A 12,393-nucleotide genomic window follows, 5' to 3' on the forward strand; every position below is an offset into this window, starting at 1 on the left:
CTACACACCGCTGACGACGACTTCGCCGTCCGTTGTGACTTCCCCTACGCGATACGCGGTTTCGCCGCGATCCGCCAAGTTTTGTAAGGTTTTTTCCGCGTCTTCGGGCGAAACGATAACGAGCATGCCGAGCCCCATGTTAAAGGTGCGGTACATCTCATGCTGCGAGACATTGCCCCAGGACGCAAGCGAGCTGAAAATCGGCGGCACCGGATAACTCGCGCCGTCAATATGCGCGCCCAAGCCTTTCGGCAACACGCGCGGAATATTGTCGTAAAATCCGCCGCCGGTAATATGCACCATGCCTTTGACATCAACCGCGTCCAAGAGCGGCAAAATAGCTTTCGGATATAAGCGCGTCGGCGTGAGCAATTCCTCACCGAGCGGACGTTCCAAGCCCGGATAGACTTGGTCCAATTGGAGCTCTTCCCGTGAAATAATGCGCCGCACGAGCGAATAACCGTTCGAATGCACGCCGCTCGACGGCAAACCGATAATGACATCGCCCGCCGTGATGCGTTCGCCGGTGATAATTTTTTCACGATCGACGAGACCGACGGCGAATCCCGCCAAGTCGTAATCGCCCGGCGCGTAGAAGCCGGCCATTTCCGCCGTTTCCCCGCCCAAAAGCGCGCAGCCGGATTCCTGACAGGCCGCCGCGACGCCTTTCACAATGGTTGCGATCTGCTCGGGAACGAGTTCACCGGTCGCAATGTAATCAAGGAAGAAAAGCGGGCGCGCGCCCTGCACGAGTACGTCATTCACGCACATCGCCACGCAGTCCTGCCCGATCGTGGTATGTTCACCGCGCTCAATGGCCAACCGCAACTTGGTGCCGACGCCATCCGTACCGGCCACCAGCACCGGCTCTTTCATGGCGATCGCGCCCAGCGAAAAAAGTCCGCCGAAACCGCCGACATCGCCCAATACTCCATCGGTATAGGTCGCCTTAACGGCGTCTTTCATCAGTTCCACCGCTCGGTTTCCCGCGTCGATATTGACGCCGGCGGCGGCATACGTCAGTGCTTCCCGTTCGTTTACGGACATACTTCCTCCTGTTCCGGGATCGGTCCCCGATAATCCCCGTCAAAGCAGGCAAAGCAAAGATCCTCTTTACGCAAACCCGCAATCGCTTTGGCCAAACCTTCCTGCGACAGGAAATGCAAACGGTCGGCGCCGATATGTTCGCGAATTTCTTCCACCGTATGCGTGACCGCGATCAGCTGATTCCGCTCCGAAGTGTCGATGCCGAAATAGCAAGGATATTCCACCGTCGGTGAAGAAACGCAAAGCGCGATTTCTTTGGCGCCCGCGTTGCGCAGTAAATTGATAATAATCCCGCTCGTCGTGCCGCGCACGATCGAATCGTCGACCAAGACGACGCGCTTGCCGGCGACGTTGTTGATGACCGGGTTAAGTTTCATTTTGACGGAACGTTCCCGCATCTCCTGCGTCGGCTGAATAAAGGTGCGTCCCATGTAGCGGTTTTTAATCAGGCCTTCCGCGTAGGGAATCCCCGACGCGCGCGCATAGCCGATCGCCGCGACGTTGCCGGAGTCCGGCACGCTCATGACGATATCGCCCGTGAAGCCGGATTCTTCCCATAACAGGGCGCCCATGTTGAGGCGCGCATCGTACACGCTTTCCCCGTCCAAAACCGAATCGGGGCGCGCGAAATACACGTATTCAAACGAGCAGCGCGCTTGCCGACGCTTGCTTTGCGGCGTGACAAGAGAGCTGAAATGCGGACCGTCGGCGGCGATACGCACGATTTGTCCCGGCGCAATGTCGCGGACAAATTTCGCGCCGACCGAATCCAGCGCGCAAGTTTCGGACGCCAAGACCCAGCCGGTATCCGTAGCCCCGAGGCACAACGGACGATAGCCTTGCGGATCGCGTACGCCATACAGTTCCGTCGCCGTCGCGACCACTAAGCAGTACGCGCCGTCGATTTGCTGACACACATCTTGCAAACGTTCCGTGACATCGCGGCCCACGGAACGCGCGAGTAAATTGACGATGACTTCCGTGTCCATCGTCGTGCGAAATGTCGTGCCGAGTTTAATTTGTTTTTCCCGCAACAAGCGAGCGTTCACAAGGTTGCCGTTATGCGCGATCGCAACCGGACCGAGGTCCGTTTCCACCTGCAACGGCTGCACGTTTTCTTTAATGCTGGCGCCGGTCGTGGAGTAACGCACATGACCGATCGCGATTTTGCCGTTATCCGCCGGCAACTTCCGGAACACTTCCGTGACCAGGCCCATGCCCGCCTGCGTCGTCATCGTTTGGCCGTCGGCGACCGTGATCCCGGCGCTTTCCTGACCGCGATGCTGCAACGCAAACAAACCGTAGTAGGCGGACAGGGGCACCGAGGTGTCGGGGTCATAAATCCCGAACACCCCGCACTCTTCCTCAATGCGGTCCCAGATGGAATCGTACGCCATCAGTTTTCTTTTCCTGTCAGGCGGCGCAACATTTCATGATACGCCTCTTCCACATTACCGAGATCGCGACGGAAACGATCTTTGTCGAGTTTTTCCAAGGTATTGGCATCCCAGAAACGGCAGGTATCCGGAGAGATTTCATCGCCGAGCAAAATGTTGCCTTTCGTGTCTTTGCCGAATTCCAATTTGAAGTCGACCAAAATAACTTCCTTTTCCGCCAGGAATTTTTTCAGAACATCATTGACTTTGAACGCGAGTTTCGTGATGGTGTCCAAGTCTTCCTGCGACGCGATGTTGAGCGCGCGAATGTGGTACGTGTTGATCAGCGGATCGTCGAGATCATCATCTTTCAGGCAAAATTCAATCGTCGGGAAAGCGAGTTTTTCGCCTTCTTCGCGGCCGTAGCGTTTCGCCATCGAGCCGGCACAGCGGTTGCGGATAATGACTTCCAACGGAATAATCGAAAGTTTTTTGACGCGCTGTTCACGGTCATCCAAGCGTTCGATGAAATGCGTCGGCACACCGTTTTTCGCCAAAAGATCAAAGAAAAATGTCGTAATCTTATTATTTAATACGCCTTTGTCGGTAATGGTGCCTTTTTTCGCGCCGTTGAATGCCGTCGCGTCATCTTTATAGCGAACGATAACTTCGTCGTCGCGATCCGTTTTGAATACCTTTTTCGCTTTGCCTTCGTACATCATTTCCAATTTTTTCATCATGACCCTCTTTCTCCGTCGTTCGGCGGAATCAATAAATGACTGTTCTGATTATAATTCAGCTTGCAGTTTTTGATCTTTCTTCTCTACTTTTTCGGCCTGTTCTTTGCGGTAATCGGTAAATTGCCGCGCGAGTTTTTCATCGCTTGCCGCGCCGATTTGGATCGCGAGCAGCGCCGCGTTTTTCGCGCCGCCGATGGCAACCGTCGCCACCGGCATGCCGCTCGGCATCTGCACAATGGCCAACAGCGCATCGAGCCCGCCTAAGCTGGCCGCCAACGGTACGCCGATCACGGGGCGGCAGGTCAGACTTGCCACTACGCCCGGTAAATGCGCGGCCGCGCCCGCGCCCGCGATAAAGCAGGTCGCACCGGCCGCTTCTTCATCATGCACGAATTGCGCCAATTTTTCCGGCGTGCGATGCGCCGACGCAATCGCCACACGATGTTCGACACCGAATTCTTTCAGTATTTTGACAGCGCCCTGCATGACTTGCCAGTCGGAGTCGCTGCCCATAACTACCGCTACTCTCATACATCCTCCTTATTCACTTAAAAAGATATAGCGCGCCACAATGAGCACCGCTAAGATATAGACGATCAGGTGGACTTCCCGTGCTTTGCCCGTCACTATTTTCATCAACGGATAGGCGACCAGACCGGCCGAAATACCGTTGGCAATACTGTACGTAAACGGCATCATGACAATAGTCAAAAACGCCGGGAACACTTCCGTGAAATCGGAAAAATCAATTTGCTGCACGCCTTCGAGCATCAATGCGCCGACCAAAATCAGCGCCGGGCTCGTCGCGACATCCGGAATCAAGAGCATGACCGGTGCTAAGAACAAACTGATAATAAATAAGATGCCGCAAGTGACCGCGGTCAGACCCGTACGTCCGCCCGCGCCGACGCCGGCCGCGCTTTCGACGAACGCCGTGACTGTGCTCGCGCCCAAGAGCGAACCGAGCGATACGCCGCACGCATCGACGAACAATGCCTTGCCCATGCCGGGGAAGCGTCCCGTTTTCGGATCGACCAGACCCGCTTTCGTCGCCGTGCCGATCATCGTGCCCATCGAGTCAAACAGTTCCACAAAGGTAAACGTAAAGATGATCGTAATCAGACCCATATGAACCGCGCCTAAAATATCCAACTGGAAGAACGCGTTATTGCTGAAATCCGGCAACATGAACGGCGTGAAATTCGGCGGCAACTGCGCCACTCCCGTCGCGTACGCGACTACCGTCGTCGTCAAAATGCCGATCAAAATCGAACCGTTAATCCCGCGGCCCATTAAAAGCGCGGTAAACAAAAGTCCGAACACCGTCACCAAGTGGCGCGGATTATCCAGCGCGCCCAGTGTAAATAATGTATCATTCGTCGTCGCGACCGTATGTCCGCCGCCGGCCACCGCCGCCGCCAGCGTATCCGGCGAAAGCGATAAGGCGACCGTCATCAGGCCGCTCATTTTTAAACCGATGATCGTGATGAAAAGACCGATCCCGACGGTAATCGCCGCTTTCAAGCCGTTGGGGATGCCTTCAATAATCATTTGCCGCACATGCGTGAGCGTCAACACCAAAAAGACAAGGCCGGAAATAAAAACGGCGCCCAAGGCGGTTTGCCAAGGCACACCCATGCCCAATACCACGGTAAACGCATAAAAAGCAATCAAACCGACGCCCGGCGCCAAACAAATCGGGTAATTTACGAACAATCCCATCGCGATCGTAATGATGCCCGACGCGAGACAAGTCGCGATCAGCACCGCGTTTTTATCCATCCCCGCCGCACCCATGACGCTCGGTGCGACAAAGAGGATGTACGCCATGGTGATGAACGTCGTAATCCCCGCCATGATCTCCGTCTTGACATCCGTATTGCGCTCTTTCAGCGCAAACAATTTCTCCAGCATAATTCCCTGCTTTCCGCCGCATTCACAGCTATAATTTCGAGGCTAAATCCTGACTTTATTGTACAAAGCCGAGCGAATAATGTCAACGAAAAATCAGAATGTGAACTTAGATTTTCTATTTATTGTTCTCTATGTTCCGAACATTTTTATTGTTTTTCCATTGTGCCGCGATCGTTTCCAAATCATCGCTGATGGTTAAAATAGATTGTTCATCCGCCGGCAAAAAGCCCGACTGCAGCACGCGCTCGAAAAGTTGCGCCGCGCCATCGTAAAAACCGCCGACATTGTACATGGAAACGCTGCCGTCAACCAGCGCCAAGTGTCGCCACGAAAGCACTTCATAAATTTCTTCCAGCGTACCGACGCCGCCGGGCAGCGCCACAAAATGATCCCCGAGCTCGATCATGCGCGCTTTGCGCTCGTGCATCGTGGAAACGATTTCAAGCCGATCCAAGCCCCGATGCGCCTGCTCTTTATCGACCAGAAAGCGCGGCATGATGCCCCATGTTTTGCCGCCCGCCGCCATGACGCTGTCGGCGACAACGCCCATCAGGCCGATTTTACCGCCGCCAAAAACGAGCGTCGCGCCGAGCTCGCCGATGCGCGTTCCCAAAGCGACCGCCACGTCACGGTACATGGCCTCATTGCCGAAGCGCGAACCGCAATACACAACAATTTTCAAAGTATTCTTCAGATCCTCCGCAATCATTGCGCGCCCTCATCATACGCGATGACATCGACAACGACGGCGCCGCCTTTCGGCAGTGCGGAAACTTCCACGCAAGTGCGCGCCGGCTTGGTCGCTCCGAAAAATTCCGCGTACGCTTCGTTGAGCGTTTGGAACCCGCCCATGTCGGTAATATAGAGCGTTACTTTAACAATATCTTCTTTTGAAAGTCCGGCCGCCTCTAAAATCGCCGCCGCATTGGTAAGCGCCTGCACGAGTTGCGCGACCGCATCGTTTGGCAGTTCGCCCGTGGCGGGATCCAATCCCAACTGACCCGACACATAGCACCAGCCGTTCGCCGTTTTCCCCTGTACATACGGGCCGACTGCCGCCGGCGCCTGATCAGTAATAATATTCGCCATGCTGTTTTCCTCCTTAATGTTCATCTGAGTATGTTTCTATTCGTATCATAGCGGAAACAGTGCCCCGCTGCAAACGCGCTTGACAGCCTTCCGACCGTCGGCTATAATTTTTTTGCTTTATCCGTCGAAAGTTGCGGTAAGATTAACGCTTTGCTAAAATACATGTAAACAAATGATCGTTATAAACGCTGATTTTTCACTGCATTTCATTTTCTCATTTCGTTGTTCATGAGTTACGTCCGGACTTATTTTCTACGGACAGCCGTGTGAGGAGACGTATTATGAATCGCAAATTAACAGGCAAAGGCTTACGAGTTCGCGACCGTATGATCCAGGAAACCGCGCGCATCATCCGCGAACAAGGATTCAAACAGGCGACTGTCCGCGCCATTTCCGAGCGCGCCGGCGTGAATATCGCTTCGATCCGCTACTATTTCGGCTCGAAAGATGAGCTGATTGGAGCCGCCATCGACTATTTGATGAACAATTTCGAAAATATTGTTCACTACTTGGAAAAAGGGGATGTCGCTCCGGAAGATCGGTTATTTTCGTTTATGCGCAATTATTTGCGCTTAGCGAATATCCACCCCGCGTTGTACCGCTCGATTTCGTATTCGCCGACGGAAGAGCATCAGAATACGTATTTCATCTACACCAATTTATTGCATGACCGTTGCTGGGATCCCATTTTGCGGACGATTTCCGAATACACCGGCATACGCGATCAGGCGCTTTTGCAAATTAAAACGCTCCAGCTTTTCGCGTCTCTCGAATATCCGCTGATTCTCCATTCCAATCAATCGGATATGCCGGGCGTCAACTACATTTATCCGGATCATTTGGATGACTACATTCGCGTGCTGATCGCGTCTCTGAAGAATACCAAAGATATTCCGACGGGCAAATAAAACGCAAATCAATCAAAAAAACACCTCGCTTTAGGCGGGTGGGCATGGGGATTTTTAATCTCTGAAAAATTCGGCATAGTCGTTTTTATAGCGACTATGCCGTTTTTTCGTTTGTGGCTGTGTCCGGCAAGGCGAACGCACCGATGCAGTTGTAGATCATTTTGATGCGCTGCACACGCTTGCCATCGACCTTTTCAGCTTTGTACACATAGACCCGTTCTACGAACTCACGGATGATTTCTGCGGTCAGTTCCGGGATTTCTGTGTACTTGCGTACCAATGTGAGGAAGTGGTCTGCATTGAGGGTGCTTCCCTTGTCCGTGGCAATGGATGCCCGTAGCTCCGTTACCCGCTGTTCAAGGGTATGCTGCTCGGCTTCATAGTTGGCGATCATCTTGGCAAAACGCTCTGAGTAGGCTGTTGGGTCATATACCACAGGACTGATTTTTGTGAGAAGGTCGGTGCTGTGGTGTTCGGTGAACTCCCCGGTGTCGATATGCAGAGTGCCGTTTTTGCAGTTGAAGATGTAAATATCCGCATCGAAACTGCAGAAGGAGATGGGATGGTAAACCTGTGCATCCTTGAGAATATTGACCCGATTGTTGTGGCGCTGCCAACGGCTGGCGTATTTCATGTAGGACTTGCGTTTATCCTCGTCCTTGATTTCAAGGGCGAAGGTGTACATGAGATTAGCCAGTTCCATGCAGTATTTCATGGCTCGGAGATTGCCTTTGTCCAGTTTCCAGACGCCGCCCTCGTAGTAAAACCACATCTTCCGTTCCGGCACATAGCGCAGTCGTTCTTGGAAGAAATCAGCGAAAATGTGTCCGGCGCCGATGTCGTTCCACGGATACTTGGAGGCGTCCATAGGGTCAAGTTCCTTCAGCCGACACACACCGAAGTCCTCGGCTGCGGAGCGTGGGATGATAGGTTTGTAGTAGTCGGTCATGCGGGGCACCGCCTTTTCAATGGAGATATTGCCGTAGGTGTCGGCCCCACGGAGGCTGTCCCACTTTTCACGCATCAAGCCGGACTGCCGGAAAAGCCTGTCCATCTGTGCCTTGTCACCGCTGCACCAGAATGCCAAGATGGAAACCAAGGCAGCGTCTGCTTCGCTCTGGCTCTTGTACCTGGTGATGTCCACGTTCCAAAGGCGCTTGAACTTCTCTCCGTTTTTGGAGGATGCTGCCTTGCTGATGACCTCCTCATCACTGAGGTAGCTTTCGCCGTGAGCTGCCACAGCGGGTGTGGATGGAGTGGGGCGGCGCATATAGGTGTCGAGCAGCCAGACGAGCGCATCTGCCGTTTCTGCTAATTGAGCGGATGGTTTTGAAATTTTCTTTCCTCAGTACAAGCCGAAAAAATCAACCCTCTGCTTACTAGCCACGGGAGCGGTCAAAACTTGAGGGTCTTGCGAAAAATTCCTGCTCCCACTTTCCACCGGACACGAGATTGCCGTTTGGCCCCCAATCTGTGAAACTTTTTCTCTCCACATACATAGAAAAAATCTGGGGAAATTTTTCTCCTCACTCACCCCTGCGGATGAGAGGTGCCAATTTACGAAGGATTTTGAAATTTTCCTCTCCCCAGTTGGCACTTGGTCAGCACAAGCCGTTTTGACGAAGGGTTTTGAGAAATTTTTGCCTTCTCTACACCACTGCGGAATAGAATCCCGTTTGGCCGAAATAATTTGAAATTTTCCTTCCTCATCTCACTACCGAGGATTTGAAGTGCCCTTTTTTCAAAATTTGCGAGCAGTTTTTGAAAAAAGGGCAAAAAAATAAGCCGAAGCACCTTGATTGCGCTCCGGCAAAACTTCCGAAAAAAGCATCTGCATGATGTTTAAAAATTCACATTTTCGTGATATACTGTAAAAAAACGACTTGGAGGTGCTTTCGTGGCGGTCAGTTACAAGAAATTATTCCATATATTAATCGATAGAGGTATCACCAATGTGCAGCTTCAAAGAATGGCGGGGTATAGTGCAAACATAACCACACGCCTAAAAAATGACACCTATGTTTCTCTTGAGTCCATAGAAAAAATCTGCAAGGTACTTGATTGCGGGGTAGATGATATTTTGGAATTTACTTCTGAGAAGCGGGTATAAATCTTGTAATATAGGCCAATGATCCGGCGGCTGTCGGTGCTAACATGAGATATTCTCTCGGCCTATAAATATTAAGCGAGTTGACCGCATGACGGTCAAAGGAGGGCTTTATGCAAAAGACAATTTGTGAATTGTTCGCAGGTGTCGGCGGATTCCGTCTGGGATTTGACCGGCTCAACTCAGGATGGGAGACTACATGGTTTTCTCAGTGGGAACCGGGAGCAAGGACCCAGTGGGCTCACGACTGCTATGTGAAACACTTCGGCGATAGTGCTGACATGAGAGGAGAATTCCACACAGGCGAGGACATCAGCGAGATGGACAAGGATATGATTCCAGACCATTCTCTGCTCGTTGGTGGTTTCCCTTGCCAAGACTACAGTGTCGCCCACACCCTTGCATCTTCAAAGGGCATTGAAGGAAAAAAAGGTGTCCTCTGGTGGCAAATCAGAGACATCCTCATTGCAAAGAAAGCACCGTTCTGTATGTTGGAGAACGTGGACCGGTTGCTAAAATCTCCTGCAAAGCAGAGGGGAAGAGACTTCGGTGTTATTCTTGCTTGCCTTGCAGAGCTGGGATATAGTGCCGAGTGGCGAGTTGTTAATGCCGCACGATACGGTGCATCCCAAAGACGTCGCAGAACTTTCATTTTCGCATACCGCAATGATACCGTGTATGGTAGCAATATGGCTTGCGTGAGCGCCGAGAATATCATGCAGAATGATGGTTTCATGGTCAAGGCTTTCCCTATTGTTGAGATAGGCAAAATGACACAGATCACCCTTGACGGTGACATAGTAGATGTTTCCGATACCTTCAAATTTGCTTTTGAAAATGCAGGTTATATGCACAACGGTGTAGTATATACGGCAAAGGTCATTGAGCAGGAAGAGACGCCTATCACTATCGGACAAATCCTGCAAAAAAATGTTGATGAGAGATTCTATATCACCACCGAGAAAATGCCGAAATGGACATACCTCAAAGGTGCAAAGAAGATTCCGAGAAAGTCAGCAGACGGTCATGAGTATACCTTCTCCGAAGGTCCGATTGCATTCCCCGACCCTTGGGATAGACCTGGTCGTACCATGCTGACCAGCGAATCTACCCTTAACCGTTCCACTCATGTGGTATCCGATCCTGGTACTGGTAGACTTCGGCTCCTCACTCCTGTTGAGGCAGAGAGATTACAAGGTTTTGATGATGAGTGGACTAACTCTGGAATGCCGGACAGGATGAGGTACTTCTGTATGGGCAATGCATTGGTCGTTCCGATGATAACAAGAATGGGAAATGTTCTTGATGGGATAATTGCAGAAGAAAGATAACACATTCCACATAGAATATACCATTGGGCTTTGCGCATTTAGCGCAGGGCCCTTTGGTGCTAGTACGGCGATAATTGAGAGGAGTGGTATCGATGGAAGGTACTCAGTACACAACAAAAGAAGCAATTTTGAAGAAGGCTCAGAAAATCAAAGGTATTCCTTTGCGTGACATCGATGCTACTGGTCGCTTGGCTACAGGCAAGGGGGCTATCGGTACTGTCATTGAAGAGAGTTGGTTCGGATATTCTCCCAATTCCGAATCTGAACCAGATTTTCCAGAGGTAGGTGTTGAACTGAAGGTCACACCGTATATCCGTGGCAGAAATGGCATTCGTGCCAAGGAGAGACTTGTCTGTAACATCATCAACTATATGGAGGAGTATGACAAGACTTTCTATACCAGTGCATTCTGGCACAAATGTAATACCATGCTCCTCATGTCCTATGAGCATCTGGCTGACAGGCCAAAAGGCGATTTCCATATTGATGAGGCAATCCTGTTCAGTTTCCCTGAGGAGGACCTTATCATCATTGAACACGACTGGGAGACCATCATCAATAAGGTCCGTGCCGGCAAAGCACATGAGATTTCCGAAGGTGATACACTGTATTTGGCTGCCTGCACCAAGGGAGCAAATGCAGGTAGTGTGAGGCCGCAACCGTTTTCGCCTGTTATGGCAAAGCAGAGAGCATATTCTCTGAAATCGTCTTACATGACTCAGATTCTGAACAAGTACATCTTTGGAGATGTACAAAATCCAAGAATCATCCGTCATTGGAGTTTCCTGCAGCATTGCACCTTTGAAGATTATATCATCAGAAAAGTCAGTGAGTTCTACGGCAGAACTCGGCAGGAGCTAAAGACCTTTTTCGGCGTCGAAAGCAACGCAAAGAGCTTGAATGAAATTCTGCTTGCTAGAATGCTGAACGTTTCCGGGCGAATCGCATACACCGAGGAGTTTCAGAAAGCAGGTATTATTCCTAAAACCATCCGAGTGCAATATGATGGTTCGATTCGTGAGAGTATGTCTTTCCCGACATTTGATTTTATCGAATTAAGTAGAGAGGATGACTGGGAAGACTCCGACCTGTACAACTATCTGGCACCGACCAAATTCATGTTTGTAATTTTCCAGCAAAGAGCAGATGATCAGTATGTATTTGACCGTGTGATGTTCTGGAACATTCCGAATGAGGATTTAGAACAGGTTCGTCTTGTATGGGAAAGAACTGTGCATATCATCCGTGAGGGGGTTCAGTTGATTCCGACCGCTAGAGGCATCAGTAACAATCTCCCGAAGAAAACCGAAAATCCTGTTGCTCATGTCAGACCACATGGCGTTGATGCATCCGATAAACTGCCATTGCCCGATGGCCGCATGATGACTAAACAGTGTTTCTGGTTGAATAACACATATATTGCAGAACAAATTTCAAGGAGGTAACTCTGTGGATAATGTAAAGATTCGAATCTCGAAAAATCATTTTTTCGATAATGCTGATCTCCTACTCCCGGCGATTAAAGACTCTGCAGATAATCCTCTTGAACCGCAATTTTCTGCATGGTTATCTAAAACCTATCAATTGACACCAAAAGTTCGAACTGAACGAGGAGCGACCCGAACAGGTTACGATGCAACTGAGCTTAATAAAGTATTGCGCAATGAGATGACTGTGATATCTGGCATTCACGGAGAAACCTGTGTTGAATATGGGGCCTTCATTTCGCGAGGAAAAGAAGGTTTTGATTTTGCGATATTTGACGAAGAGTACAACATCGTCAGGCTGAGAAATTCATTTGTCGGGACCCCCGGGCGCTTTGGCGGAGAAACAGAGCTTACAGGACTCTATAAGCAAGTTATCAAGCCAGGTGGTCGCAGA

The 12,393-nt window shown here is 50.9% G+C and carries 13 protein-coding genes; 5 read left to right on the forward strand and 8 right to left on the reverse strand.

The window, feature by feature from the left end:
• The 7 genes from purM to KH813_RS01105 form a co-directional block, all read right to left on the reverse strand.
• Entirely contained in the window at positions 1-1,047 is a 1,047-nt protein-coding gene (purM, locus tag KH813_RS01075; RefSeq protein ID WP_303992146.1) for a phosphoribosylformylglycinamidine cyclo-ligase, read from the reverse strand.
• The gene (gene purF, locus KH813_RS01080) at positions 1,038-2,444 is read right to left on the reverse strand and encodes an amidophosphoribosyltransferase (protein ID WP_303992148.1); all 1,407 of its coding nucleotides are present in this window, start codon (positions 2,442-2,444) and stop codon (positions 1,038-1,040) included. The genes purM and purF overlap by 10 nt, the downstream gene beginning before the upstream one ends.
• Complete coding sequence (purC, locus tag KH813_RS01085; RefSeq protein ID WP_303992151.1) at positions 2,444-3,160, reverse strand: phosphoribosylaminoimidazolesuccinocarboxamide synthase; 717 nt, start codon at positions 3,158-3,160, stop codon at positions 2,444-2,446. Before purC ends, purF begins: the two co-directional genes overlap by 1 nt.
• 51 nt (positions 3,161-3,211) lie before the next feature.
• Entirely contained in the window at positions 3,212-3,694 is a 483-nt protein-coding gene (gene purE / locus KH813_RS01090) for a 5-(carboxyamino)imidazole ribonucleotide mutase (RefSeq protein WP_303992154.1), read from the reverse strand.
• 9 nt (positions 3,695-3,703) lie between these two features.
• Complete coding sequence (locus KH813_RS01095; protein WP_303992157.1) at positions 3,704-5,077, reverse strand: NCS2 family permease; 1,374 nt, start codon at positions 5,075-5,077, stop codon at positions 3,704-3,706.
• 115 nt (positions 5,078-5,192) lie between these two features.
• Positions 5,193-5,786, reverse strand: coding sequence for a TIGR00730 family Rossman fold protein (locus tag KH813_RS01100; RefSeq protein ID WP_303992160.1), 594 nt, complete (start codon positions 5,784-5,786; stop codon positions 5,193-5,195).
• Positions 5,783-6,166: a Rid family detoxifying hydrolase gene (locus tag KH813_RS01105; RefSeq protein WP_024048054.1), complete on the reverse strand. Its 384-nt coding sequence runs from the start codon at positions 6,164-6,166 to the stop codon at positions 5,783-5,785. Before KH813_RS01105 ends, KH813_RS01100 begins: the two co-directional genes overlap by 4 nt.
• Positions 6,167-6,447: 281 nt before the next feature.
• Between KH813_RS01105 and KH813_RS01110 the strand changes: the two genes are divergently transcribed.
• Positions 6,448-7,074, forward strand: a complete 627-nt coding sequence (locus tag KH813_RS01110; protein ID WP_075939218.1) for a TetR/AcrR family transcriptional regulator — start codon at positions 6,448-6,450, stop codon at positions 7,072-7,074.
• A gap of 94 nt (positions 7,075-7,168) precedes the next feature.
• Here the strand turns inward: KH813_RS01110 and KH813_RS01115 are convergent, their stop codons facing one another.
• Positions 7,169-8,344: a DUF4368 domain-containing protein gene (locus KH813_RS01115; RefSeq protein WP_303992166.1), complete on the reverse strand. Its 1,176-nt coding sequence runs from the start codon at positions 8,342-8,344 to the stop codon at positions 7,169-7,171.
• A 627-nt stretch (positions 8,345-8,971) separates the two neighbouring features.
• On the opposite strand from KH813_RS01115, the gene KH813_RS01120 reads away from it, so the two are divergent.
• From KH813_RS01120 to KH813_RS01135, 4 genes are all read left to right on the forward strand, one after another.
• Positions 8,972-9,184, forward strand: coding sequence for a helix-turn-helix transcriptional regulator (locus KH813_RS01120; RefSeq protein WP_303992169.1), 213 nt, complete (start codon positions 8,972-8,974; stop codon positions 9,182-9,184).
• Between the two features lie 110 nt (positions 9,185-9,294).
• On the forward strand, positions 9,295-10,512 hold the full coding sequence (gene dcm, locus KH813_RS01125; RefSeq protein ID WP_303992172.1) for a DNA (cytosine-5-)-methyltransferase: 1,218 nt from the start codon (positions 9,295-9,297) through the stop codon (positions 10,510-10,512).
• A 92-nt stretch (positions 10,513-10,604) separates the two neighbouring features.
• On the forward strand, positions 10,605-11,957 hold the full coding sequence (locus KH813_RS01130) for a Sau3AI family type II restriction endonuclease (RefSeq protein WP_303992175.1): 1,353 nt from the start codon (positions 10,605-10,607) through the stop codon (positions 11,955-11,957).
• A 4-nt stretch (positions 11,958-11,961) separates the two neighbouring features.
• Positions 11,962-12,393: hypothetical protein (locus KH813_RS01135; RefSeq protein ID WP_303992177.1), on the forward strand; the 432-nt coding region annotated here is incomplete at its 3' end.

The sequence above is a fragment of the Negativicoccus succinicivorans genome, from assembly GCF_018373335.1.
Taxonomy (GTDB): domain Bacteria; phylum Bacillota; class Negativicutes; order Veillonellales; family Negativicoccaceae; genus Negativicoccus; species Negativicoccus succinicivorans_A.

Coding starts and splice junctions, on each gene's coding strand:
- purM (WP_303992146.1), bottom strand. CDS start 1,047: ATGTCCGTAAACGAACGGGAAGCACTGACGTATGCCGCCGCCGGCGTC.
- purF (WP_303992148.1), bottom strand. CDS start 2,444: ATGGCGTACGATTCCATCTGGGACCGCATTGAGGAAGAGTGCGGGGTG.
- purC (WP_303992151.1), bottom strand. CDS start 3,160: ATGAAAAAATTGGAAATGATGTACGAAGGCAAAGCGAAAAAGGTATTC.
- purE (WP_303992154.1), bottom strand. CDS start 3,694: ATGAGAGTAGCGGTAGTTATGGGCAGCGACTCCGACTGGCAAGTCATG.
- KH813_RS01095 (WP_303992157.1), bottom strand. CDS start 5,077: ATGCTGGAGAAATTGTTTGCGCTGAAAGAGCGCAATACGGATGTCAAG.
- KH813_RS01100 (WP_303992160.1), bottom strand. CDS start 5,786: ATGATTGCGGAGGATCTGAAGAATACTTTGAAAATTGTTGTGTATTGC.
- KH813_RS01105 (WP_024048054.1), bottom strand. CDS start 6,166: ATGGCGAATATTATTACTGATCAGGCGCCGGCGGCAGTCGGCCCGTAT.
- KH813_RS01110 (WP_075939218.1), top strand. CDS start 6,448: ATGAATCGCAAATTAACAGGCAAAGGCTTACGAGTTCGCGACCGTATG.
- KH813_RS01115 (WP_303992166.1), bottom strand. CDS start 8,344: ATGCGCCGCCCCACTCCATCCACACCCGCTGTGGCAGCTCACGGCGAA.
- dcm (WP_303992172.1), top strand. CDS start 9,295: ATGCAAAAGACAATTTGTGAATTGTTCGCAGGTGTCGGCGGATTCCGT.
- KH813_RS01130 (WP_303992175.1), top strand. CDS start 10,605: ATGGAAGGTACTCAGTACACAACAAAAGAAGCAATTTTGAAGAAGGCT.